This window comes from Archangium sp., from assembly GCF_036389735.1.
Taxonomy (GTDB): Bacteria; Myxococcota; Myxococcia; order Myxococcales; family Myxococcaceae; genus Archangium.
Genome location: NZ_DASVWK010000016.1, coordinates 1 through 22,902 on the forward strand (window position 1 = coordinate 1; position 22,902 = coordinate 22,902).

Below are 22,902 nucleotides of genomic sequence, written 5' to 3' on the forward strand. Positions count from 1 at the left end.
CCTCCCGTCGCGGCGGCTGATCTGAAGTCCATCTATCGCGTGAACATCCAGCTCGAGCTGAAGCGCCCGCGCTACCCGGACACGGGCAAGAACCTCACGCTCAACCACATCGTCCGTGGCTCCATCACCTTGAGGCAATGAATGGGTTCATCCATGCACGCAGCGAGAGGCAGGAGTAGCGGGCCCGCGGGCTTCACCCTGTTGGCCATCCTCGTGGTCCTGGCCGCACTGACCCTGGTGGTGGGCATGGCGCTCCAGCGGGGGGAGGACGAGCGGCGCAGCGCGATCCTGGTGCGGCACGATGCCATCGCCATGTCCGCCGCCGAGTTCGGCCTCGACAGGACCCGCGCCTATGTGGGGGCCATCCTCGACAACAAGGGGGACCTGGACCTGGCGCTGGATCCCTTGCTGAACACCCAGTGCGTGACCCTGCCGAAGTTCGACCTCGATGCGGGCATGGCGGATGACAACCTCCCGGTCTTCGACGGGGGGACGCGGGTGGCGTTGTCAGGCGAGGATCGCTCCTTCCTGCTGCTGCCCTATGACCCCGACGGGGACAACGACCCCGAGGGGGCGTACCTGGTGCGCATCGACGACAACGACGATGACGCGAACAGCCCCCACTTCAAGACGATCACCGGCAACAACGTCGGGGGACCCCTCGAGTGCAAGGAGGGCCTCGACGCGCTGAGAAGCCTGGCGAGGACCAACCCGGCGCGGGACCGGGACCGGACGGTGGTGCTCACCGTGGTGGGCATCTCGCCGGGCACCGACGTGACGCGGGCGCAGGCGCGCAAGGTGTTGCGGGCGCGCGTCGGGAGCCCGCCCTCCGCGGGCCTCATCGCCGGCGGCACCATCGAGATGCAGGGCACCGCGCACATCTGCGGCGCCTACGGCAATGTCTCCGTCAAGAACGGGGGCATGACGGGCGGCTGTGTGTGCGGCGCGGGCTGCAAGGGAGGCCCCGCCGACCAGTCCTGCGGCGCTGGCAATCTCTGCAACGTGCAGGTCACCTCCTCCACCTGTACCGACAAATTCGGAGGCGGGGGAGGCACCTGCACCACGGGGGCCAACGTCCCCCCAGCGCCCAAGGTCGAGGTGTGGAGCAAGCTCAACGCGCCCCCGGCTTGCTACACCGCCCCTTGCATCCCCTTCTACTACCTGCGTGCGGACAAGGTTGATGGGCTGGCGGGGTCTACCTCGGACAAGGCCCAGGTCTACATGTGGAACTACGTGAACTGCCCGGACCCGCAGGCGCTCAATCGCATCCACTACCCGGGCGAGCCGGGCGTCGCCGCCACCGACTGGACCGTCGAGAAAGCCGATCTGACCGCCAACAGCACCACCGGTTGCTGGAAGCTCGTCTATGACGGCAACAACACGCCCTCCACCGCGGCGTGCCCGGCGACCCAGGTGCGGATGAAGGACGATGCCTCCCTGGACGCTCGCAACCCTCCCATGCTCATGCCGCTGCCGGTGCCGCTCTCGTTGTCGTGTGCCACGGCTCCCCTCGTCTGGGAGGTGAAGGCCACCAACGCCCCCACCACCACCCTGCCGTCCGCGTGTGACGCTCTCGACACCATCTACCCAGAGGCGGGCACCGACAAACGGTACAAGCGGCACTACAACACCGGAGCCGCCGTCTCCTACAAGCCCCCCTCTTCCAACACTGTCCCCCTGGCCCCCATCCCTCACGGGGTGTGGCTGGTGGATGGCGACCTCACCTTCGAGGAGAGCACGCCCGGCTTCGTCCCCGTGAACCTGAAGCCTCCGGTGGTGCAGCTTCCGCAGCCGCCCGTCACCATTCTCGCCACCGGCGACGTGACCGTGATGAATGGCAAGGTCCTCTCCCTGAGGCCCGCCCACCGGGAGGTGTCGCTGCTGGCCGGGCGCGATCTGGATATGAAGACGGGTCAAAGCAAGGTGCTCACCTGTGGGGACCCCTCCTCGCAGCCGACAAACTGCCCCAGCGCGGCCATCATGGTGCACGAGCAGTTCGACATGGGTTCCAACTCGCACCTCCAGGGCCAGCTCGTGGTGCAGAACGCGGGCCATTGCTCCAATACGCTCACGGGCAACCCCATCAAGATGGGGGGTAACGCCACCGTCTCCGTCCCCGGGATGCCGCCCATCCACACCCCTGGCGGCACGGCCGTGTTGAGCTGGAGCGAGTCCTCCCTGTGAGGCACCCCCGCCCCGCTCGGTAGGAGCGGGGCGCGGCCTACGGCGCCGCGGGCGTGCCGAGCAGGGGCCGCAGGAAGTCATCCGCCTCGGCGGCGATGCGCCCCAGCGACTCCACCAGCTCGTGGCCGTCGTCCACCTCGATGAGGCGCACGTGGCGTCTGCCGTGCGCCCACTCGCGGGAGTAGTGCAGCTGCGTCGTCGTGTCCCGGCGCCCGTGGATGAGGAGCGTGGGCACGCGCACGTCCGGCCAGCCGCCCGAGCGCGCCTCGATGGTGTCGAGGTCGTCCATGAGGCCGAAGTGCACCCGGGCCAGCCGCTTCTCCGCGTAGTCCTGCGTCTCCAGCCAGCCCGTCTCCCGCCAGCGGCGCAGGTTCTGCTCGCCCACGTTGCGGCGCATCTGCTCAGAGGCCCGCAGGGCCGGCGCCAGCAGCACCAGCGCGCATACCCGCGGATCCTCCTCGGCCACGCGGCACGCCGTCAGCCCGCCCAGGCTGGAGCCGAAGACGATGGCCCGGTCCTTCTCCCCGCCGATGGCGTCGCGCACCGTGCGCATCATCGCGCTCAAGCGCAGGTGCTCCAGCGAGGGTTGGCGCAGGTCCAACCGCTCCAGGTGGATGCCCTGGCGCGCGTAGTGCTCGGCGAGGGCCACGCCCTTGGCGGACCGGGGTCCCGAGGCGAAGCCGTGCAGGTAGAGCCAGCGGGGGCCGGCGGGAGTCGGGGAGACGACGGTCATGGCGGCGCACTCTACCCAAGCGTGCTATGCCCGGGGGCATGACCGCACCCGTGGCACTCATCACCGGCGGCTCTCGAGGCGTGGGCCGGGCCCTCTCCCTGAGACTCGCGAAGGCGGGTTACGACATCGTCTCCACCTACCGGCGCGACGCCGAGGCGGCCGAGGCACTCGTCAAGGAGGTGGAGGCGCTCGGCCGCCGCTGCCGCGGCGTCATCGCGGACCAGCTCGAGCCGGCCAGCCTCCATGCCGCCTTCGACCTGGTGCAGCAGGAGTTCGGCGGGCTGGACGTCTTCGTGGCCAACGCCGCCTCCACCGCCTTCACCCCGCTGATGCAGATGAAGCTGCACCAGATGGACAAGACGTTCAACGTCACGGTGAAGAGCTTCCTGCTGGGGTCCCAGCGCGCCGTGCCGCTGATGGAGGGCCGCAAGGGCCGCATCGTCATGGTGTCCGGCATGGACTCGCGCATGCCGCTGCCCTTCCACGGCTTCCTCGGCGCGATGAAGGGCGCCATGGAGATTCTGGTGAAGTACCTGGCCGCGGAGCTGGCCTCCAGCGGCATCCGCGTCAACGCCGTCAACCCGGGCTACATCGACACGGACTCCAGCCGCTTCTACATGGGCGAGGCCTGGGAGGCGCTCGAGACGAAGGTGAAGGAGAGCGTGCCCGTGGGCTACGTGGCCAGCGCGGATGAGATCGCCAAGACGATCGAATGGCTGTGCTCCGAGGGCTCCTCGTACGTGAATGGCCAGACGCTGGTGGTGGATGGCGGCCTGGAGGTGAACTACGCCATGCAGTTCGCCAGCGCCCTCACCCAGTCCAAGTAGGCACCCCTGAGGCCCGGGGTCGCACGACTCCCCGGGTTGAGGTAAAGCTCGCCCCATGCCCACGCGCCTGCGCCTCTACCAGGTCGACGCCTTCACCTCCCAGGTCTTCGGCGGCAACCCCGCCGCGGTGTGCCCGCTCGATGCCTGGCTGCCGGATGATGTGCTCCAGGCCATCGCGCTGGAGAACAACCTCTCCGAGACGGCCTTCGTCCTTCGCGACGAGCTGCGCGGCTGGCAGATCCGCTGGTTCACCCCCACGCAGGAGGTGGACCTGTGCGGTCACGCCACGCTGGCCACGGCCTACATCCTCTTCACGCGCCTGGCGCCGGGACTGGAGCAGGTGCAGCTGCACTCGCGCTCGGGGCCGCTGGTGGTGACACAGCGCGAGGAGGACTGGATGGAGATGGACTTCCCCTCGCGGCCGCCGGAGTCGTGCCCGGTGCCGGAGGGGCTGGTGGAGGCCCTGGGCGCCGAGCCGCGTGAGGTGCTCATGGCGCGGGACCTGGTGGCCGTCTTCGACAGCGAGGAGCAGGTGCGGGCGCTCAACCCGGACATGTCCAAGCTGGCCGCGCTGGACTACTTCGCGGTGGCTCCGACGGCGCCGGGCACGCAGTCGGACTTCGTCTCGCGCTTCTTCGCGCCGCGGGTGGGCGTGCCGGAGGATCCGGTGACGGGCTCGGCGCACTGCTCGCTGGTGCCCTACTGGGCGGGCAAGCTGGGCAAGTCGCAGCTGCTGGCGCACCAGGTGTCCGCGCGCGGCGGCGTGCTCCAGTGCGAGGACCGTGGCGAGCGCGTGGGCATCGCCGGACAGGCCGTGCTGTACCTCGAGGGCTACATCTCGTTGTGAAGCAACTCCGAGCGGTTTTCTCCGAGAATCAATTCATAAGAACGCAGTCCTCGGAGATTCCCGCCATGTCCAAGATCAGCTCTTCGCCTTCCATCGCTCCTGGTGCCGGTTGCTACCGTCCTGACGCTCCCACCCCCAAGCTGCCCGGTGAGCTCAAGCCGCTGCCGACCCCCACCTTCCCCCCGGGTCTTCCCCCCGGTGGCCTCAAGGAGCTGATCAACCAGAAGCGTTCCGCCGAGCTGTCCAACTCCCAGGCCAACCAGCTCGAGCAGATCAAGCGCGGCGTGGAGAACGGCACCATCTCCCCGCAGGAGGCCACCCGGCTCCTGGAGCAGCAGGCGAAGATCGCCGACACCCTGAAGGCCGCCCAGGCCGATGGCTTCATCTCCGCCCAGGAGCGCGCGGCCATCAAGCGTCAGCAGTTCGTGGCCGGCTTCAGCGTCTCCAAGGCCAGCAACTCCTTCGAGCTCGGCTCGCTGCTCTCCCGCGACCGTGCCGCCACCCAGGCCCAGGCCGCGCAGATCGGCAGCCTCGCCCAGGGCATCCGCTCCGGTGACCTCTCCAGCCCCGAGGCCTCCTCGCTCCTCAAGGAGCAGGCCAACATCGCTCGCACCATGGCCAACGCGCAGTCCGACGGTCGCGTGAGCATCTCCGAGAAGATGCACCTGTCCATCCTCCAGGAGAGCGCCGGCCGCGACATCCGGATCGAGAAGGGCGACCTGGAGAAGGCCCCCCACGCCGTCAAGCGCTTCTCCATCGACTTCTGAGCGGGGCGCATCTCACTTCTACTCGAGTAGAAGTGAATCCCCCCCATGTAGGTCTCACCCCGGGGTTGGCACCGCGCCCGCCAGCGGGCACACTGCGCACCGCCTGAACGCACGAGCAGGGACACGGAGTGATTCCGTTCCTTGCTCGCCGCGAACCCAGGAGGGGAGCGCACGGATGCGCCTGCTGCACACGTCGGACTGGCACCTCGGGCACACGTTGTACGACACGTCGCGGGAGGCCGAGCACGCGGCCTTCCTCGAGTGGTTGCTGGACACGGTGGAGGCGCAGAAGGTGGATGCGCTCCTGGTGGCCGGCGACATCTTCGACACCGCCAACCCCAGCGCCGAGGCCCAGGCCTCCTGGTACCAGTTCGTCGCCCAGGCCCGGCGGCGCTGCCCCCGGTTGGACATCGTCGTCATCGGCGGCAACCACGACTCGGCGGCGCGGCTGGATGCGCCGGATCCGCTCTTCGCCGCGCTCGAGGTGCGAGTGGTGGGCGGGCTGCCCAGGACGCAGGGCGCGGTGGAGCTGGAGCGCCTGCTGGTTCCCGTGAAGAACGCGCAGGGCAAGGTGGGCGCGTGGGTGGCGGCGGTGCCGTACCTGCGGCCCGCGGACCTGCCGCTCGTCTCCGAGGAGGCGGGTGACAAGCTCATCGAGGGCGTGCGCTCCGTCTATGCCGAGGTGCTGGAGGGCGCGCGCGCCAGGCGCGAGCCGGGGCAGGCGCTCGTGGCCATGGGCCACTGCTACATGGTGGGCAGCGAGCTGTCCGCGCTCAGCGAGCGCAAGATTCTCGGGGGCAACCAGCACGCGCTCCCGGAGGAGCTCTTTCCCGAGGACGTGGCGTACGCGGCGCTCGGGCACCTGCACAAGGCGCAGCGGGTGGGCGGACGCGAGGGCGTGCGCTACAGCGGCTCGCCCCTGCCCCTGTCGCTCTCGGAGGCCTCCTACGCGCACCAGGTGCTGCTGGTGGAGCTGGAAGGGGAGAGGCTCTCCTCCGTGCGTCCGCTGCACGTGCCGCGCCGGGTGGACATCGTCCGCGTGCCCTCGCGCCACGCGGCCACGTTGGATGACGTCCTCACCGAGCTGGCGGCCCTGCCCCCGCTGGAGGCGGAGACGCCCGACTGGCGGCGCCCCTATCTGGAGGTGTGCGTCGCGCTGCCCCGCCCCGAGCCCGCGCTGCGCCGCCGGGTGGAGGCCTCGCTCGAGGGCAAGGCCGCGCGGCTGGTGAAGCTCACCCCCGCCTATACCGGCACCGGCAATACGCTCGCGGAGGAGCGGCCGGGCGTCTCCCTCAAGGAGCGCACCCCGGAGGATGTCTTCCGCGCCCGCTACGCGCGCGACTACACCGAACCGCCCGAGCCGGTGCTGCTCGAGGCCTTCCACTCGCTCCTCACCCAGGTGCAGGAGGACGCCTCGTGAGAATCCTCGCCATTCGCGGATGCAACCTGACGAGCCTCGCGGGCGACTTCGCGCTGGAGCTGGACCAGCCGCCGCTCGACAAGCTGGGGCTGTTCGCCATCACCGGGGCCACGGGCGCGGGCAAGAGCACGCTGCTGGATGCGCTGTGTCTGGCCCTCTTCGATCGCACGCCGCGGCTGGGCGAGCGCGGAGGCGTGCCGGTGGGGCGCCCCGAGGAGGAGACGGACGCGCGGCTGCTGTCCAACGACGTGCGCGGCGTGCTGCGGCGTGGGGCGGGCGAGGGCTTCGCCGAGGTGGACTTCCTGGGGAGGGATGGGAAGCGCTACCGCGCGCGCTGGTCCGTCCGCCGTGCGCGCAGAAGCGCCGAGGGCCGCTTCCAGGCGCAGGAGCTGAGCCTCACCGACGTGGCCACGCAGCAGACCTTCGGGCGCACGAAGTCCGAGGTGCTCAAGGCCATCGAGGAGCGGCTGGGCCTGTCCTTCGACCAGTTCCGGCGCTCGGCGCTGCTGGCGCAAGGGGAGTTCGCCGCCTTCCTGCGCGCGGACGCCAACGAGCGCGCGGAGCTGCTGGAGCGGATGACGGGGACGGAGGTGTACAGCCGCGTCTCCATGGCCGCGCACCAGCGCCACAAGCAGGAGCAGGAGGAGCTGGATGCGCTGGCTCGGGGCGTGGAGGCCATTCCCCGGCTGAAGGACGAGGAGCGCGCGGAGGCGGAGGCGGCGCGGGCGCGGGAGGAGGCGGCGCTGGCGGAGGCCCAGGCGGCGCAGACGCGGGCGGAGCAGGCGGCGCACTGGTACTCGGAGCGGGCACGGCTGGTGGCGCAGGAGGCCGAGTCGGAGCAGGCGCGCCAGCGGACGGCCCAGGCGCTGGAGGCCGCGGAGCCTCGGAAGTCGGAGCTGGATCGGGTGCGCGCGGCGGAGGTGCTGCGGGCTCCGGTGGCTCGTACGGACGAGGCGACGCGACGGCTGGCGGAGGCGGAGTCCGCGCTGACGGCCAGGCGCACGGAGTCGGAGGCGGCCCAGGCGAAGGCGCGGGGGCACGAGGAGGCGCGGGCGAAGGCGGAGGCCCGGCACACCCAGGCGGTGGCGGCGGAGTCCTCCGCGCGCCCGGCATTGGAAGAGGCGGTGAAGCTGGACGCCGCGCTGGAGCGGGCGCGGAGTGACGCGCGGGAGGCGGAGCGGAAGCTGGAGGCGGCCCGGGAGGCCGAGCGGCTGGCTCGCGACGAGGTGGAGCGGGTGGCCCGGGAAGAGTCGGCCGCACGCGCGGAGGTGGAGGCGGCGAAGGCGTGGCTCGGCGAGCAGTCGCGCCTGGAGGCACTGGCCCGCGAGTGGCCCCGGTGGGAGGCGGAGCTCACCCGTTATGAGCGCGCGGCCCGGGAAGAGGTCACGGGCCGGGAGCTGCTCGCGCGGTTGGGGACGCAGGCGGAGTCGCTGCGCGCGGACGCCGAGCGCCGACGTGAGGAGCACCGGAAGGCGGGCGAGGCGGTGGAGACGGCCGCCGTCGCCGTGGCGAGCGCCGAGGCCGCGCAGGGCGAGGACGTGGGCGCGGAGCGGCGTACCCGGCGGGAGGCGCTGCTGTCCCGACAGGAATGTCTCCGGGCGCTGACGGAAGCACGCAAGGGAGCGAGCGAGGCGACGCGGGCGGAGCAGGAGGCCGCCGAGGAGGCCGACAAGGCCCGGGCGGAGCAGGTGGCCGCGACGGCCGAGGCCGAGGCGGCGAAGGTGCGCCGCATCGAGTTGGAGGCCGCGCTGAAGGAGGCGCAGCGCTCATTCGAGGGGGCTCGTGCGGCGCAGGGCTTCTCGGCCCACCGGGCGGAGCTGCGCGAGGGCCAGCCCTGCCCGCTGTGCGGTGCCACGCAGCACCCCTATGGCCGCGCGGAGGCGGCGCTGGAGGGGCTCGTCGTGGAGGCGCGGGGGCGGGTGACGGCGCTGGAGGGAGAGCGCACGGCGGCCATGCGGGCGGAGACCTCGGCCAGTACCCGGGCGACGGGAGCCGGACCTCGTGCGGTGCAGGCGGAGGCCCGCCGGGAGTCCGCGGAGAAGCGGCGCGCGCAGCAGCGTGAGGCATGGAGCCAGTGCCGGGCGAAGCTCTCGGGCGCGCTGCCCTCGGAGGACGTGGAGGCCGAGGGCCTCGAGTCCTGGCTGAAGGCGGCGCTCGCGGAGGCGAAGGCGCGGTTGGACGAGTTGAAGGCCGAGGAGGAGGCGGCGGAGAAGCTGGCCCGTGCGGCGAAGGAGGCCCGGGCCACGCTCACCGTCGCGCGCGAGCGCCAGGAGGCCACGGAGAAGGCGCTGCGCCAGTCGGAGGAGGCGCTGCGGCAGAACACCGAGGCCCAGGCGGGCGCCGAGCGGGAGCTGGGGCGCGCCTCGGGGATCCGTCAGGAGGTACTGGCCGGGTTGGCGGCTCCGTTCAAGGCGTGGTCGCGCTGGGAGTCGGCGCTGTCCGCGGATCCAGCGGGCTTCCGTACGCGTGGCGCGCAGCGGGTGCAGGAGTGGAACGCCCGCGAGCAGGCCCTGCGCGAGGCGGAGGCGCGCGTGGCCCAGGCGGAGGCGAAGCGGGCTCCGGCGGAGGTCCGGACCGCGGAGCGACAGGCCCAGGCCGAGGAACTCTCGCGGGGGCTGTCCCGGACGCAGGCGGTGCTGCGGGAGACGCAGACCTCTCGCGGGGAGGTGCTCGGAGGACGTCCCACGGCCGAGGTGCGCGCCGAGCTCCGCCACGAGGTGGAGGAGTCGTCCCGGGCCTTCGAGTCCGTGCGGGCCGAGGCCGAGAAGGCGAAGCAGGAGGCGGCCGCCACCGCCGCGCGTGTGGAGGCGGCGGTCCAGGCCCGTGAGGCCGCGAGCGCGGCGAGGGCCGAGGCCGAGGCCGCGCTCTCCACGCTGCTCTCGGTCCGGAGCCTCACGCTGGAGGCGGTGCGCGCCCTGCTCGCGCGGGATGCCGCCTGGTGCGAGGCCGAGGAGCGCGCCCTGGCGCAGCTTCGTCAGGCGCACGAGAACACGCTCTCCGTGCTGAAGGAGCGCCAGTCGCAGCGTGCCCGGCACGAGGGCTCGGGCCTTCCGTCCATCCCCGAGGAGGAGGCCGCGACCGCGTGCGAGGGGGCGCGCTCGGACACCGAGGCCCGGCGCCAGTCCGTCGCCCGGCTGAAGGCGCGGCTGGAGCAGGACGACGAGGCCCGCCGCCGCCACGGCGAGCAGGCCCGGCTCCTGGAGGAGAAGCAGCGTGCCGGCGGCGTGTGGCGCACGCTCAGCGAGCTCATCGGCTCGCACGACGGCAGGAAGTTCAAGGTGTTCGCCCAGAGCCTCACCCTGGACGCGCTGCTGCACCACGCCAACGCCCACCTCGAGGAGCTGGCCCCGCGCTACCGCCTCATGCGCGTGCCGAAGTACGACCTGGACATCCAGGTGGTGGACGGCGACATGGGGGACGAGGTGCGCGGGGTCTCCAGCCTCTCGGGCGGGGAGGGCTTCCTCGTCTCGCTGGCCCTGGCCCTGGGGCTCGCCTCGCTGTCCTCGGAGACGACGCAGGTGGAGACGCTCTTCATCGACGAGGGCTTCGGCACCCTGGATCCGGAGACGCTGGAGATGGCCCTGGCCACCCTCGACGCGCTCCAGGCCACGGGCCGGCAGGTGGGCATCATCTCCCACGTGTCCGGACTGGCCGAGCGCATCGGCGTGCAGGTGCGCGTGGTGAAGCAGGGCGCCGGGCGCAGCAAGCTCGTGGTGATGGGCGAGCCGGGGCTCTTCGTCCCCGAGTCGCGGCCCGCGGCCTCGGTGGGGTAGGGCGTCAGCCCTTCGCCTCGCCGACCAGGCTGGCCAGGTAGTCGTCCAGCGTCTGGGCGAAGGTGGGGTCGTCGTTGACGAAGGCGAGCCCCACGCCTCCCTTGTACGGGTCGTCCACCGTGTGCACCACCAGCGCGTCGCCCTGGAGGCGCTCGCCGTTGGGCAGCCGCACCGCCACCGTCACCACGCTGTCCACGGGCGGCCGGTGCGCCGTGCGCACGAAGAGGCCCCCGTTGGAGATGTTCGTCGCGTGCTCGCGCACGAAGTCCAGCTCGGTGCGGAACTCCATCTCCAGCTTCACCGCGAAGCGGCGCCCCCGGCGGTGCAGATCGAACGTGTGGTAGGGCAGCTCGGTGGTGCCGGGAGGGCCTTCGCGGGCCGGGGCGGGCTCGGCGGGGGCTTCCTCCGGGGGCGGCTCCGCGGCGGGCTCGGGAGCGCTGTCCTCGGCCGGGAGGGGAATCTGGATGGGCACCGAGGCGGGCCCCGGCGGCGGCCCGTCCGGGATGGGCTCGCGGACGGCGAGCTGCTGCAGGTGCCCATGGAGCACGATGGCGGCGGTCTCGTAGTCCTCCACGGTGTGGGCGTCCGGCCCGGACAGCGCGTGGGCGCGGAACGCATCCCGGTCCGCCTTGGGCATGCGCCACAGCTCCACGAGGGTGCCGCCGCTCTCCTGCACCTGCTCCGTCAGCGCATCCATCGCGGCGCGGGGGTAGCTGGGCACCTCCAGCTTGAGCTCCAGGGTGGCTTCCGCTTCCCGCAAGCACACGACGAGGCCAGGGGGTTTCGTCGAGGGCAACAGCGCCCCCAACCCCTCCACCAGCTCACTCACCCGTTCCGCACGGGCCGAGCCATTCCACAACGCCGCGAGACCGAACACTGGCACGTCGACGGACGTTAGCCGAGCCCGCCCGCCCGTGGGTCATTCATGTGCATTTCCGCTACCGAACGTGCTCCGGATGGCACCCGCCGGAGCCTGGGGGGCGCTTGGTTCCCCACCTCTTGCTAGGTTCCCGTCGCGGCCACCCGTTCAGTCGGCGTGCTGCTCGATGAAAATGCGAAGCCCTCGTAGTTCTTCGCCGCGACGTCCTCGCACTTCTTCCTGTAGGCCCCGACACCGCCGATGTAGGGCATGAAGACGCGCGGCTTGCCGGGGATGTTCGCTCCGAGGAACCAGGAGTTCGCCGTGGGAAAGAGCGTGTAGTTGGCCACCAGGTTGACGTGCGCGACCCACGCCTCCTCCGCTTCCACGGTGGCTTCGATCTGGTCGAACGCGTGCCCGCGCAGGTAGTTGATGCAGTCCCCGATCCATTCGACGTGCTGCTCGATGGACACGATCATGTTGCTGAGCACGGAGGGGCTGCCGGGGCCGGTGATGGTGAAGAAGTTCGGAAACCCGGCGGTCATGAGACCCAGATACGTGCGCGGGCCCTCGCCCCACTTCTCCTTCAGGGTCTGCCCGGCCTTGCCGCGGATGTCGATGTTGAGCAAGGCGCCCGTCATGGCATCGAAGCCCGTGGCGAACACGATGCTGTCCAACTCGTACTCCGCGCCCTGGGTCCGAAGGCCCTTCGGGGTGATCTCCTCGATCGGCGTCTTCTTGATGTCGACCAGGGTGACGTTCTTCCGGTTGAACGTCGCGTAGTAGTTGTTGTCGACGCAGAGTCGCTTGGTCCCGAGCGCATGGTCCGTCGGCATCAGCGCCTCGGCGACGGCGGGGTCGTGAACCAGCTCCCGGATCTTGGAGTGAACGAACTGCACGGCGGTCTCGTTGGCGTCCTTGTTGGTGATGAGGTCCGCGAACGCGAGAAGGAAGGAGGGGCCGCCGTTGCGCCACCGGGTCTCGTACTCGAGCTGCCGTTGCTCCCGCGTCACCTGCAGGGCGGACTTGTCATTGCACGGGTAGTCAGCGCCGAAGCTCGACTCACGGACCTTGCGCCGGTACTCGACGTAGTTCGCCTTCTTGTATTGCTCGACCTCCGGTGACAGCGGGGCGTTGCACGCCGGCACGCTGAAGCTCGGGGTCCGCTGGAAGACGACGAGCCGAGACGCCTGCTCGGCGAGCACCGGGATGCACTGGATGCCGGAGGAGCCCGTGCCAATGACCCCCACGCGCTGGCCGGTGAAGTCGACGCCTTCCTGCGGCCAACGGCCCGTGTGGTACCACGTGCCCTGGAAGCTCTCGAGCCCCTTGATGTCGGGAACCTTCGCGACGGACAGGCAGCCCGTCGCCATGATGCAGAACTTCGCCGAGACGCGATCGCCCGTGTCCGTCCGCAGCTCCCACCGGCCCGTGGCCTCGTTCAAGACCGCTTCGGTTACTCGCGTCTCGAGTTGGATATCCCGGCGCAGGTCGAACCTGTCCGCGACGTGATTGAGGTAACGCAGGATCTCCGGCTGGGAGGGATACCGCTCGGTCCACTTCCATTCCTGCTGCAGCTGCTCCGAGAACGAGTACGAGTAGTCCAGGCTCTCGACATCGCAGCGTGCGCCCGGGTAGCGGTTCCAGAACCACGTGCCGCCAACGCCGCTGCCGGCCTCGTAGACTCGCACCGCGAGCCCAAGCTCACGCAGGCGGTGGAGCATGTACAGCCCCGCGAACCCGGCACCGACGATGACCGCATCGAAGTAGCTGGCCGACTCCGCACCAGGCTGTTCCAGTTGCCGTTTCAGATCGGACATTCTTCCTTACCTGCTCCCGAGCACGGGTGGGTCGAGCCGCGTCATGCAGCTGCTCTTCAAGGGTCGCGAGGATGGAGAGGATGGAGTCGATGCCCACGGCGCTGCCGGGCAGCACCTCGGGGAACGAAGTGGCCTGGCACCGCTCTGAGCCATCTGCCCGAGGAATGCGGAAGTCGCCTCGTCTGGGGCCATGGATCCACCTCATTCCGGACTCAGGTACCGCTCACCAACGCCTGGGACGAGCGTGCGATGGGTCTCGCGGCGAGAATCGTAGGAAGAAGACCGACAGCCTGTCAATCAAGGCAAAACCCGACTCCCGGGGGAGCCGGTGAAGCCTCAACGGACTTGTTCAACCTTGGTGGAGGTGACGCTCAGCCCGCGAGCCCGGCGGTGTAGTACTGCTGGTAGATGGCCACGAGCTGGTCCGGGGTGAGTTCCTTCTCCTCGCCCAGGTGGGTGCGCTCGCTGTTGAGGCCCACCTCGCCGCCGGCCACGCCCGCGTGCACGCCGAGGTTCACGCCGTTGCTCGACGTCGTCTTGTTCTGGAGCGTCGCCTTGGCATCGACCTTGCCATCGAGCTGGCGGAGCGCCTCACCGAAGTCACCCCGGGCCATGCTGCCCAGGGCGCCGCTCCTGGCGAGCTCCTGCACGTTGCCCTTCAGCTCGACCTTGACCTCGCGGCCCCCACTGGCCCCCAGGCCCAGCGCCTTGAAGCTGCCCTCGCGCGAGTCGGTGAGCGTGAGCTTGGCCTCCCGGGTGGAGTTGGCCGTCTGGGCGAGGTCGCGCGCGGTGCTGCCCGGGTCGCGCAGCAGCTCCCCGGTGTCGAAGTCCTTGGGCAGCTCGAAGCTCTCCTCGAGTTCCACCTTGAAGGAGCCCTTGCCGCTCGCGGACGCCTGGGTGGGCAGGTCGACGCTGGCGCTCTGCTCGTCCGCCGGCTTCGGCATTCCCAGGCCCACATCCGCCCCGGCGTTCGCGCCCACCTCCAGGGTCTGCTTGATGGACATCTTGGTGGCCTGGCCATTCTCCAGCTCGATGCGCGCCGTCTTGCTCAGCTGCGCATTGGCTCCCACCGAGGCATTGGCGGTGGCCGCTCCCTCGAGCCCTTCCGCGCCCACGCCCATGGAGCCCTCGGCCTCGGCCTTGAGCTTGACCTCCATGGCGCTCACGTTCTTCGTGAGCCCGGCGAGGTCCGACAGGGGATCTCCGAGCACCTGGTTGGCGGCCGCGCCCGCCACGGGGTTGGTGGCGGTGGCCGCGCCGGCCAGGGCCGACTTCGCGAGGATGTCGGTGGCGCGCTTGGCCTCCTCGGCGGTGTCGAACTTGAACTCCACCTTGGCGCCGCCGTCGAGGTAGGCGCTGCCGCCCACCTTCGCGGCCCCCGTGGCCCCCAGCTTCCCGACGAGGCCGGCTCCCACCTCACCATCGACGGACACGGTGTAGCCACCGTCCTTGCCGTCCGCCGTTGGCGTGTTGCGCGTCACCGCCAGCGTGCCCTTGCCCTTCGCGCCGAAGATCGCGCCGTGCCCCTCGGCCTGGAGGCTCACGTTGGCCTGCTCGCCGGGCTTGAGCGTGTCCACCTCGCGGTTGAGGCTGGCGGCGTCCTTGACGGTCCTGGCCGTCTCGACCGGGTCGCGCACCACGTCGGCCGCGCCCTGGAGCGCCGCGCCGGCGAGCTGGTTGGAGAGCTTGCGCAGGGGGTCGTTCCCCGTGGGGGCGTTCTGGAGCGCCTCGCCGGCCTTGTCCAGGCCGGTGGCGGCGACGTCCGTGGCCTTGTCGAGCACCTGGCCGGAGCGCTGCGCCACCTGGGAAGCCGTACCACGCGCTTCCTCGAAGACGTCCGCGGTGAAGTCGTGCGCGGCGCCGACCGCGTCCTTCGCCTTGTTGGCGGCGGTGCTGACCGTGTCCCTGGCCTTGTCGACAGCGGTGCTGGCCGTGTCCCTGACCTTGTTGGCGGCGGTGCTGGCCGTGTCCTTCACCTTGTCGACGGCTCCGCCCACCGCGTCCTTGGCGTCCTCGAAGGTATCGCGATTCCGCTCCGCGGCGTGCTGGGCCTGCTCAGCGGCCTTGCTCGCTGCCTCCGCGGCCTGCTTCGCTGCCTCCTCCGCGGCCTGCTTCGCCGCTGCCGCGGCGGCCTCGGCGGCCTGCTTCGCCGCCTCCGCCGCCTTGTCCGCCGCCCGCTTCGCCGCTTCCGCCGCCGAGGATGCCGCCTGCCCTACTTTTCCCAGGAAAGACATGTGGAAGGACTCCTCAACAGGCTCGAGTGCGAGTGCGAACGGGGGTGGGGGACAGCGGGGGTGCTAGCGGGGGATGACGCCGGTGACGGGCGAAGAGGCCTCGAACTCCGCCAGCGACGACTCGTGGACCCCGGTACCGGGGATGGAGTGAATGACCGTCCCCTTCTCCGTCATGATGCCGACGTGCCCCCAGGGCGCCGGCTGGTCGGAGCAGAGGACGTCGCCGGCCTTGGGCTCCGCGCCCGGCGTCGCCATGTCGGTGAGCTGCGGCGCGCTGGGCGGCAGGTCCGGGTAGACCGCGTTGACGAACTGCGCGCAGTGCATGAAGGGGGAGTTGGGTCCCACCGCCTCGCCGGAGGCACCGGACGGGTCCCCGTAGGCACGGCCGATGAGTCCCCGCGCCTTGTCGAGGGCCGCGGTGCTCGACGAGCTGTTCCCCGTCGGCGCGGGGCCGCCCAGCTTCTGGGTGGAGTCGCTCGGAGGCGTGTACTCGTCGCGCTGGCCGGGGATGTTCAGCGGCTGCTGGCCGGGGATCTTCAGCTGCTGGTCAACCTGGATGACGTTGGGATCCTGGATGTCGTTGACCTTGGCCAGCTTCTGCACCGTGCTGCCCATCCGCTGAGCAATCTGGCTGAGGGTGTCACCGGACCTGACGCTGTAGACGGACATCGAGGGCTCCCGCACGAAAAAGGAAGGAAATTCCTCCTATTGTCGGACCCACCCCGCCCCGAGTTGCGTCCGGGTTTCCGAATTTCGAGAAAATGATTCGCCCGGCCCCCGGCGTCCTTCCGGGGGGCTACAGGAACAGGAACACGATCGACGCGACCAGGAGCAACGCCATCGTGCCATTGAAGCGGCGCACGGCCCGCTCGGTCTTCATCAGCCTGCGCGCCGCCGCCCCGAAGACGGCCCAGGCCCCCACGGAGGGGACGCAGATGACCAGGAACACGGCGGCCATCGCCAGCACCTGGACCCGATAGTTCTCCCCGGGAGCGCTGTAGGCCGTGATGCCGGCGAGCGCGACGATCCATGCCTTCGGGTTCAGCCACTGCGCCCCCAGACCCGCCCAGAAGCCGGGGGGCCGTTCCACCCGCGTGTCCTCGGCTGGAGCGGCGGACGCATGCCACAACTTCCAGGCCAGGTAGCAGAGAAAGACACTGCCCAGCACCCGAAGCACCAGGTACAGCCGGGGCTGTGCCCCGAGCACGCTGCCCAGCCCGAGCCCGAGGACCACCAGCAGGAGCGCGAAGCCCAGCGAGGCGCCCAGCACCTGGGGCAGCGTGCGCCTCACGCCGAAGTTGGTGCCGGAGGTGGCGGCCACCAGGTTCACCGGTCCCGGTGACGCCGAGGTCGCGAACGCATACAACGCCACGGGTGCCCAGAATTCATACACTGTCAATACCTGGGACATGGGGGTTCACCATTCCGTGACTTCGCCAGGCTTCTCGGCGAGCATGTGTTTGCGCAGATCCACCGACCAGTACCGCTTGGGTTTGACGGTTCCATCGAGCGAATAGCCCGCCAGTTCCTCCCAGTAGCCGAGCCTCGCCTCGGTCGTCACCTCGAGCCGGGTGAGCCCCTTGACGCATTTGTACGCGTAGAGCCCGAAATCAATCAGGCGCAGGGGGTAGCCCTGCTCCGGGGGCAAGGGGTGGCCATCCACCGCGACGGCGAGCAGCGCCTGCCGCTCCAGCGCACCGGCCAGGCTGATCCAGGATTCGTAGATACCCTTCTCCGGGGTGCCGACGCTCACCTGCCGCAGGTACTGGCCGGAGACCGCGCCCGTGTCGATGCCGGCGGCGGCCAGCACGTCGCGCAGGAGCACGCCTTCCCACCAGCGCTTGATGCTCCAATTGCAGACACACACCAGACGTCGGTGGTGCAGCGTCTGGGGCAGGGCGAGCAGCTCGGCATGGGTCAGGCTCACCTTCTGGCCGCCGGGTGCGACGAGCTCGAGCCGCCAGTCCTCCACGTTCACGGTGGGGATACCTTCCTGGTAATACCGCAGCGACAACGGCTTTCTTTCCAGGTTGGGGGTGACGTACGGGGGTGCGTCATCCATGACTAGGGCTCCTCGAGGGTGAGGACGCAGCGCAAGCCGACGAGGTTGTCGCGCAGGGTGGGGGGGTAGTAGTCGCGGCTGCTGCAACGCAGGTAGTCCTCGTTGTGCAGGCCGGACCCACCGCGGACGATGTGGTCCGCCTCTTCCCCCGTCCAGAAGAGCGGGTCGGTGTGGGTCAGGTCCCAGAGGTAGTTGGCCGAGGCGTTGTCGAGACACCACTCGCCGACGTTGCCGGCCATGTCCATACAACCCCACGGCGAGGCGCCGGCCAGACAGGCCGACACGGGGGTGGCGCTGCGCAGCAGTTCCGTCGGGTCACAGTCGACCGCGTAGTTGGCGTGAGCGGGGGTCGGCTCGGCCTCCCCCCAGGGGAAGCGCCGTCCGTCACGGCCTCGGGCCGCGCACTCCCATTGCGCCTCGGTGGGCAGGGTCTTGCCGACGAATCTGGCGTAGGCCCTCGCCTCCCACCAGTTCAGTCCGGTGACGGGCTGAGCCTCGGCGTTCCAGTGGGGGTCGTTCCAGTACAGGGGCTGGTGGATTCCCCGGGCCTGGATGAGCTCCCAGCCCGCGGCAGTCCAATACCGCTTCGTGCGGTAGCCCTCCGCTTCGATGAAGGCGCGGTACTGCCGGTTGGTGACCGGGAAACGGTCGATGTAATAGGCGGACAGATGGACCTCGCGGACCGGCCCCTCGTTCGAGGACTCCTGACTGCCCATCCGGAACGTGCCCGCGGGGATGAGGAGCATGCTTCCCGATTCGATGTCTGGGTGCATGGCTTCACCTCAGCGCAACAGCGGCAGGTTGCCCGTCACCGACTTCACGGTGTCGGCCGGGCCGTAGATGCAGAGGCCGAGGTAGCGCAGGTCGCCGGAGCCGGTCTCTCCCAGGCGCTGGGCGTAATCGTCATAGGTCTTGGTCTGCTGGGCGGCATCGGTCACGTCGATCAGCAGGAGCCCGGCCCCGGGCATCGCCTGGACCTTCCGCCGGATTCCGCCGAGGGTCCCGGCGCTCCCCTTGAGCACTGGCATCACGAGGGTGGTGAGGCCCGCGTGGAGGTCGCCTCCGCCATCCGGCAGATCGGCCCCGACCAATTCCGGATGGCGCTGGCCCAGGCTCAAGGCGAGCACCGCCGCCGTATTGGCGATCAGCCCGAGGGGCAGCTCGGCGTCGATCACGAACACACACTTATTCATCGTCTTCTCCAAACAGGCAGCTCGCGGCGTCGTGGTTGCGTCGGGTGAACACGGACCACAGCATCCGGATGCGTTTCGTACGGGTGATGAAGGCCAGGCCGGTCCGCTTGCGCGCCACCTCGGTGGTGATGCAGGCGGAGACCTCGCCCCGGGCCACGGCCAGGGCGGCTTCGCTGGTCGAGCTCATGGTGACGAAGCGGGGCTTGTGCTCACTGTGGCGGAACCACTCCTCGGCCAGGTGTAGCGGTGCGGGATGAGAGGCCAGGTTGGAAGTGCTCGCCAGCCGGACGCGCGTTGGATCCACGGCGACGCCGTAGGGCGGAGTCGCGAACGGGAAGGCCCCGACGACGATCAGCCGATCCGAAATGTAGAAGTGATTGATGTGGGCGTAGGCATTGGCGACGAGCAGGTAGTCGGCCCGTCCGCCGAGGACGGCCTCGGCCGCCTCCTCATAGGTCGGGAACAGCTCGCAGTGTCCGCCGCCCGGGCTGCAGGTGGTCAGCGCCCGCCCGGCTTCGGCGCTGCTCGTCCCCTCCGGCCCCAGGGTCGCGATGCGCATCTCTCCATGTGTTTGGAGAACGTGCTGGAGCCTGCTCGCGCCACGCATCAGCACGTCGAGGCAGTTCGTATTCTCCAGGGCTTCCATCGGCTGACGTCTCCCTTCCTTCCCTTTTCATTGGCTCAGAGGGTGGAGAGGAGGGGCGCCGGTTGTGAGGAGCGGGATCGGTGCTGCCCGGCGCGAGTGGGAGGGATGCCGGGCAGGAGGGAGGGGAGCCTGCCGGGCATGGGGTGGCTGCCTCGTGGTGCCGGAGGCCCCATCCTTTCCCTGCACCCGAACCGCGCTCGTGCCTTGGTCATCGACTGCCACACCCACCTGAACCGCTACACGCCAGACGCCCCCGCGACGCTGGCGGAGCGCTACGCGAGCCTCCGTGCGGAGATGGAGACCCACGGGATTGGCTACGCGCTGGTGCTCTCCTCCTACGCGGTGACGCCCGAGCGCCCGAGCACGCGCGACATCCTGGAGGTGGTGCGGGGCGACCCGCGCATCGGCGTGGTGGCCGGGGTGCGTTACGGCAGGGACCGGGCCGAGGAGCTGGCCGAGCTGCGGAGCCTCCTGGAAGAGGGGCGCATCAAGGGGCTCAAGCTGTACCCCGGCTATGAGCCGTTCTCCGTCCAGGAGCCGGGGCTGCGCGAGCTCTACGTCCTGGCGGGGCGATTCGGCGTGCCCGTCATGGTCCACACCGGAGACACGTACGCCCCCAGCGCCCGGGTCCGCTACGCACACCCGCTGGCGTTGGACGAGGCCGCGGTCGAGTTCCCGGACGTCACCTTCGTCCTCTGCCACCTGGGCAATCCCTGGTTCGTCGACGCCATGGAGGTGGTCTACAAGAACGAGAACGTCGTCGCGGACATCTCGGGCCTGACCCTGGGTGCCTTCGCGCCCCGCTTCGAGCGCTTCGCCCTGGGCAAGGTGAACGAGGTGCTCGCCTACATCAACAACCCCGACAAGCTGCTCTTCGGCAGTGACTGGCCCATCTCGGACATCGAGAGCTACCTGGGCTTCGTGCGACAGCTCGAGGCGACACCGGAGGAGCTGGAGGGCCTGCTGTGGCGCAACGCCGCGCGGGTGTTCCGGCTGAAGCTGGAGGGACTCGCGGGAGGCGCGCATGGTGGCGACCGGACTGCCTGAACGCCGCGTGGTGGAGGTGACGGACGAGCGCGGCCCGCTCGCGCACCGGTCGATCGCCCTCATCCAGGAGGCCATCTGGGACGTGCATCCCACCAGCTTCCTGCTGGCGGAGCTGGCGGAGACCCGGCGCGGGGTGGCGCGTGGCGGCGGCTACCACCTGCTGGCCATGCTGGCGCCCGGGGACGAGGAGCCGCTGGCGGCGGCGGCGGGGGCCTACCTCCAGGCGGTGAACGCGGGCTTCATCTCCTACCTGGCCGTCCGGGAGGACCAGCGGGGGAGGGGGCTCGGGGGCGAGCTGCGCGAGCGGTTGCTCGAGACGTTTCGTGCCCAGGCCCGGCGCGAGCGGGGAGAGGAACTGGCGTACGTGCTGGGCGAGGTGGAGCGGGACAGCGCGTGGCTGCGCAGGCTGGTGCGCGAGGGTCGGGTGATGCCCTTGGATCTCCACTACTTCCACCCGTGGATGTCGCGCCGACGGGAGCGCTACTACGCGCTCTACCGCGAGCCGATGGCGGACAGGCGGCCCGAGCTGCCCGCGGACGAAGTCGCGCGGGTGGTGGAGGCCATCTGGCGCCGCGCGTACCGCATCCGGGAGCCGCTCCAGCGCGATACCTTCCAATACATGATGAAGCAGCTCGAGGGGCGGGAGACAGTCGGGGCGGATCCGGACTTCCTCCGGCCGCTCACCTCATGAGCTCCGCACGCGTGGAATCACCCCGGCGGCGAAGTGTACCCGCGGCGCCTGTCCGAGCGTCTTCAGCCGGTCATGGGCGATGACGATCAGGAGCGCGTAGAACCCGCAGGACACGAGCACGTGCCACCACGCGTGGAACTGCGGATTGGGAATCCCATGCGCGGGCAGCGTCTCGTTGAGCGTGGCGCAGAACTGGATGTCGCTCAGCCACACGATGATCGCGAGCGCGTAGGCGCCGATGCCGAGCTGGAAGACGCGCCTGGCCCGCCCATCCTGGCTGCGACGGTGGATGAGGTAGACGCGAGCGAGGGCGAAGAACTCGAGCGACGCGAAGCTCGCCTGGAAGAGGAAGAACTGGACGCGCCCCCGCGAGAAGGCCGTCAGGTACGTGGCGAGCACCGCGTAGCCGAGCAGGGCGAGGGGGAACCACCCGCCGAACCGCCGCTCGGGGCGATTCTCCACCAGGATGTAGACCATCAGGAGGGCGAGGTAGAGCATCGGCAGCTCGTCCAGCATCTGGTGCTGGAAGAGGAGCGTCGCGTGGAAGGCGATGCTCCCGAGCCCGACCACCGACACCATCGCGAACGCGAGCAGGAACCGGTGCTCCAGCACGCGGCGATGGAGCACGATGCCCAGCACGCCCGCGAGCACCATCGCCAGGCTGGAGGCCGAGTTGAACAGCTCGCAGACGGAGTGCAGGTGCTGGTAGTTCGTCTCGCACCAGTCCACCGTCGCGGTGGGGGTGCCCCAGAAGCCCGGAGTGGATGTCGACAGGGTCAATGGCAGGTCCCCCGGCCCTGGTCCGTGAAGCGTCCTTCCGCCGGGAGGAACTCCCATGCATAGGCACCGTCCTCCAGCGTGAGCTTCAGCAGCCCGAACGTGCTGGCATCGCGGACTTCGCTGTTCTCCAGCGGCGTGCCAAGGGGATAGAGCACCATGCCCCCCGTTCCCACCACGAACTGCCGGATGCCCCGCGCCGGGTCCGCCTTGCCCTCGGGCGTCTGCGGCGCGAAGCGCTCGTAGAGGTGGTCGTGGCCTCCCAGCACCACCTCGGCGCCCGCCTCGTACAGCGCATCCCACAGGGGCTTCACGTCCGTGGTGTCCCGGTCCGGTCCCGAGCTGAAGAGTGGCCGGTGCCAGTAGGCCAGCGTGCATTGCTTCGTGCTCGCCTTGAGGTCCGCGCGCAACCACTGCTCCTGCTCCGAGCCCGCTCCCAGCGGAATCTGGCTGTTGAGCACCACCACGTGCCAGGCGCCCAGCTCGTAGCTGTAGTAGCCCTTGCCCGGTGCTCCCGCCGCCGCTCCGAAATAGTCGAAGTACGGGCCCGCCTTCGCCGAGTGGTAGTCGTGGTTGCCCGGCGTGGGGCGGGTCCGCTGCCGGTGCCGGCCCCAGCTCGGGGCGTAGCAGCGCTCGAAGTCCTGGGCCGTCCCGTCCGGGTAGGCGTTGTCCCCCAGGGAGAACACCGTCCCCTCGATTCCATCCAGCATCGCCGCCGTGGCCTCGTCGTGGTTCCAGTCACAGCTCGCGATGTCTCCCGCGCCCACCAGCACCTCGGGCGGTATCGCTTCTTCCGGGTCCGGGACTCCCCCCGGGCCTCCCATCGTCTGACAGGCGCAGAGTGCCAACAGCAGGGCCGCGCTCCTCGCGCGGTGGAGCTGGGTCGTGAGGTGCATGCCGGCCTTTCTAGTAGCTCCACCCCAGCAACTCCAAGGCTTGACCCGCCCCCATCGCCAAGGCGACAGCACGCTCGCCCAACGCTTCGGGAAGCTCGGGGTCCGTGAGGTTGATACGGATCAGCC

At 70.1% G+C, this 22,902-nt stretch carries 20 protein-coding genes; 8 read left to right on the forward strand and 12 right to left on the reverse strand.

Features of this window, described 5'->3' with window-relative positions; genetic code table 11:
* Positions 1-153 precede the first annotated feature (153 nt).
* Positions 154-2,184, forward strand: coding sequence for a hypothetical protein (locus VF794_RS00385; RefSeq protein WP_331106564.1), 2,031 nt, complete (start codon positions 154-156; stop codon positions 2,182-2,184).
* Positions 2,185-2,221: 37 nt separating this feature from the next.
* Here the strand turns inward: VF794_RS00385 and VF794_RS00390 are convergent, their stop codons facing one another.
* The gene (locus tag VF794_RS00390) at positions 2,222-2,917 is read right to left on the reverse strand and encodes a YqiA/YcfP family alpha/beta fold hydrolase (RefSeq protein ID WP_331106566.1); all 696 of its coding nucleotides are present in this window, start codon (positions 2,915-2,917) and stop codon (positions 2,222-2,224) included.
* Between the two features lie 38 nt (positions 2,918-2,955).
* Here VF794_RS00390 and VF794_RS00395 point away from each other — a divergent pair, with 38 nt between their 5' ends.
* The 5 genes from VF794_RS00395 to VF794_RS00415 all read left to right on the forward strand — a co-directional run bounded on the left by VF794_RS00395 (position 2,956) and on the right by VF794_RS00415 (position 10,551).
* On the forward strand, positions 2,956-3,744 hold the full coding sequence (locus VF794_RS00395) for an SDR family NAD(P)-dependent oxidoreductase (protein ID WP_331106568.1): 789 nt from the start codon (positions 2,956-2,958) through the stop codon (positions 3,742-3,744).
* Between the two features lie 55 nt (positions 3,745-3,799).
* Positions 3,800-4,591 (forward strand): PhzF family phenazine biosynthesis protein, encoded by a 792-nt coding sequence (locus VF794_RS00400; RefSeq protein WP_331106570.1) that lies wholly within the window; start codon positions 3,800-3,802, stop codon positions 4,589-4,591.
* Between the two features lie 65 nt (positions 4,592-4,656).
* Positions 4,657-5,358, forward strand: a complete 702-nt coding sequence (locus tag VF794_RS00405; RefSeq protein WP_331106571.1) for a hypothetical protein — start codon at positions 4,657-4,659, stop codon at positions 5,356-5,358.
* A gap of 175 nt (positions 5,359-5,533) precedes the next feature.
* Entirely contained in the window at positions 5,534-6,778 is a 1,245-nt protein-coding gene (locus VF794_RS00410; RefSeq protein WP_331106573.1) for an exonuclease SbcCD subunit D C-terminal domain-containing protein, read from the forward strand.
* The gene (locus VF794_RS00415) at positions 6,775-10,551 is read left to right on the forward strand and encodes an AAA family ATPase (protein WP_331106575.1); all 3,777 of its coding nucleotides are present in this window, start codon (positions 6,775-6,777) and stop codon (positions 10,549-10,551) included. Before VF794_RS00410 ends, VF794_RS00415 begins: the two co-directional genes overlap by 4 nt.
* 4 nt (positions 10,552-10,555) lie before the next feature.
* On the opposite strand, the gene VF794_RS00420 is transcribed toward VF794_RS00415, so the two are convergent.
* The 9 genes from VF794_RS00420 to VF794_RS00460 form a co-directional block, all read right to left on the reverse strand.
* On the reverse strand, positions 10,556-11,434 hold the full coding sequence (locus VF794_RS00420; RefSeq protein ID WP_331106577.1) for a TIGR02266 family protein: 879 nt from the start codon (positions 11,432-11,434) through the stop codon (positions 10,556-10,558).
* 119 nt (positions 11,435-11,553) lie between these two features.
* The gene (locus VF794_RS00425; RefSeq protein ID WP_331106579.1) at positions 11,554-13,230 is read right to left on the reverse strand and encodes an NAD(P)/FAD-dependent oxidoreductase; all 1,677 of its coding nucleotides are present in this window, start codon (positions 13,228-13,230) and stop codon (positions 11,554-11,556) included.
* Positions 13,231-13,601: 371 nt separating this feature from the next.
* Positions 13,602-15,464 carry a hypothetical protein gene (locus VF794_RS00430; RefSeq protein WP_331106580.1) on the reverse strand — a complete coding sequence of 621 codons (1,863 nt, stop codon included), beginning with the start codon at positions 15,462-15,464 and terminating at the stop codon, positions 13,602-13,604.
* A 63-nt stretch (positions 15,465-15,527) separates the two neighbouring features.
* A complete protein-coding gene (locus tag VF794_RS00435) occupies positions 15,528-16,133 on the reverse strand; it encodes a LysM peptidoglycan-binding domain-containing protein (protein WP_331106582.1) in 606 nt (201 codons plus the stop codon).
* A 127-nt stretch (positions 16,134-16,260) separates the two neighbouring features.
* Positions 16,261-16,875 (reverse strand): LysE family translocator, encoded by a 615-nt coding sequence (locus VF794_RS00440; protein ID WP_331106584.1) that lies wholly within the window; start codon positions 16,873-16,875, stop codon positions 16,261-16,263.
* Positions 16,876-16,881: 6 nt separating this feature from the next.
* Positions 16,882-17,526 carry a molybdopterin-dependent oxidoreductase gene (locus VF794_RS00445; protein WP_331106586.1) on the reverse strand — a complete coding sequence of 215 codons (645 nt, stop codon included), beginning with the start codon at positions 17,524-17,526 and terminating at the stop codon, positions 16,882-16,884.
* A 2-nt stretch (positions 17,527-17,528) separates the two neighbouring features.
* On the reverse strand, positions 17,529-18,299 hold the full coding sequence (locus VF794_RS00450; protein ID WP_331106588.1) for a formylglycine-generating enzyme family protein: 771 nt from the start codon (positions 18,297-18,299) through the stop codon (positions 17,529-17,531).
* A 9-nt stretch (positions 18,300-18,308) separates the two neighbouring features.
* The gene (locus VF794_RS00455) at positions 18,309-18,719 is read right to left on the reverse strand and encodes a DUF2000 domain-containing protein (RefSeq protein ID WP_331106590.1); all 411 of its coding nucleotides are present in this window, start codon (positions 18,717-18,719) and stop codon (positions 18,309-18,311) included.
* Positions 18,712-19,365: a hypothetical protein gene (locus VF794_RS00460; protein WP_331106591.1), complete on the reverse strand. Its 654-nt coding sequence runs from the start codon at positions 19,363-19,365 to the stop codon at positions 18,712-18,714. The genes VF794_RS00455 and VF794_RS00460 overlap by 8 nt, the downstream gene beginning before the upstream one ends.
* Before the next feature lie 138 nt (positions 19,366-19,503).
* On the opposite strand from VF794_RS00460, the gene VF794_RS00465 reads away from it, so the two are divergent.
* Together VF794_RS00465 and VF794_RS00470 are read left to right on the forward strand one after the other, a co-directional pair.
* The gene (locus tag VF794_RS00465; RefSeq protein WP_331106593.1) at positions 19,504-20,412 is read left to right on the forward strand and encodes an amidohydrolase family protein; all 909 of its coding nucleotides are present in this window, start codon (positions 19,504-19,506) and stop codon (positions 20,410-20,412) included.
* Entirely contained in the window at positions 20,390-21,103 is a 714-nt protein-coding gene (locus VF794_RS00470) for a GNAT family N-acetyltransferase (RefSeq protein WP_331106595.1), read from the forward strand. The genes VF794_RS00465 and VF794_RS00470 overlap by 23 nt, the downstream gene beginning before the upstream one ends.
* Here the strand turns inward: VF794_RS00470 and VF794_RS00475 are convergent.
* A complete protein-coding gene (locus VF794_RS00475; protein WP_331106597.1) occupies positions 21,098-21,883 on the reverse strand; it encodes a ceramidase in 786 nt (261 codons plus the stop codon). The genes VF794_RS00470 and VF794_RS00475 overlap by 6 nt on opposite strands.
* Positions 21,880-22,776, reverse strand: coding sequence for a metallophosphoesterase family protein (locus VF794_RS00480; RefSeq protein WP_331106599.1), 897 nt, complete (start codon positions 22,774-22,776; stop codon positions 21,880-21,882). The genes VF794_RS00475 and VF794_RS00480 overlap by 4 nt, the downstream gene beginning before the upstream one ends.
* Positions 22,777-22,902: the final 126 nt, after the last annotated feature.

Coding starts and splice junctions, on each gene's coding strand:
- VF794_RS00435 (WP_331106582.1), bottom strand. CDS start 16,133: ATGTCCGTCTACAGCGTCAGGTCCGGTGACACCCTCAGCCAGATTGCT.
- VF794_RS00405 (WP_331106571.1), top strand. CDS start 4,657: ATGTCCAAGATCAGCTCTTCGCCTTCCATCGCTCCTGGTGCCGGTTGC.
- VF794_RS00465 (WP_331106593.1), top strand. CDS start 19,504: ATGGGGTGGCTGCCTCGTGGTGCCGGAGGCCCCATCCTTTCCCTGCAC.
- VF794_RS00410 (WP_331106573.1), top strand. CDS start 5,534: ATGCGCCTGCTGCACACGTCGGACTGGCACCTCGGGCACACGTTGTAC.
- VF794_RS00455 (WP_331106590.1), bottom strand. CDS start 18,719: ATGAATAAGTGTGTGTTCGTGATCGACGCCGAGCTGCCCCTCGGGCTG.
- VF794_RS00395 (WP_331106568.1), top strand. CDS start 2,956: ATGACCGCACCCGTGGCACTCATCACCGGCGGCTCTCGAGGCGTGGGC.
- VF794_RS00460 (WP_331106591.1), bottom strand. CDS start 19,365: ATGGAAGCCCTGGAGAATACGAACTGCCTCGACGTGCTGATGCGTGGC.
- VF794_RS00440 (WP_331106584.1), bottom strand. CDS start 16,875: ATGTCCCAGGTATTGACAGTGTATGAATTCTGGGCACCCGTGGCGTTG.
- VF794_RS00470 (WP_331106595.1), top strand. CDS start 20,390: ATGGTGGCGACCGGACTGCCTGAACGCCGCGTGGTGGAGGTGACGGAC.
- VF794_RS00425 (WP_331106579.1), bottom strand. CDS start 13,230: ATGTCCGATCTGAAACGGCAACTGGAACAGCCTGGTGCGGAGTCGGCC.
- VF794_RS00385 (WP_331106564.1), top strand. CDS start 154: ATGCACGCAGCGAGAGGCAGGAGTAGCGGGCCCGCGGGCTTCACCCTG.
- VF794_RS00430 (WP_331106580.1), bottom strand. CDS start 15,464: ATGTCTTTCCTGGGAAAAGTAGGGCAGGCGGCATCCTCGGCGGCGGAA.
- VF794_RS00400 (WP_331106570.1), top strand. CDS start 3,800: ATGCCCACGCGCCTGCGCCTCTACCAGGTCGACGCCTTCACCTCCCAG.
- VF794_RS00390 (WP_331106566.1), bottom strand. CDS start 2,917: ATGACCGTCGTCTCCCCGACTCCCGCCGGCCCCCGCTGGCTCTACCTG.
- VF794_RS00450 (WP_331106588.1), bottom strand. CDS start 18,299: ATGCACCCAGACATCGAATCGGGAAGCATGCTCCTCATCCCCGCGGGC.
- VF794_RS00480 (WP_331106599.1), bottom strand. CDS start 22,776: ATGCACCTCACGACCCAGCTCCACCGCGCGAGGAGCGCGGCCCTGCTG.
- VF794_RS00445 (WP_331106586.1), bottom strand. CDS start 17,526: ATGGATGACGCACCCCCGTACGTCACCCCCAACCTGGAAAGAAAGCCG.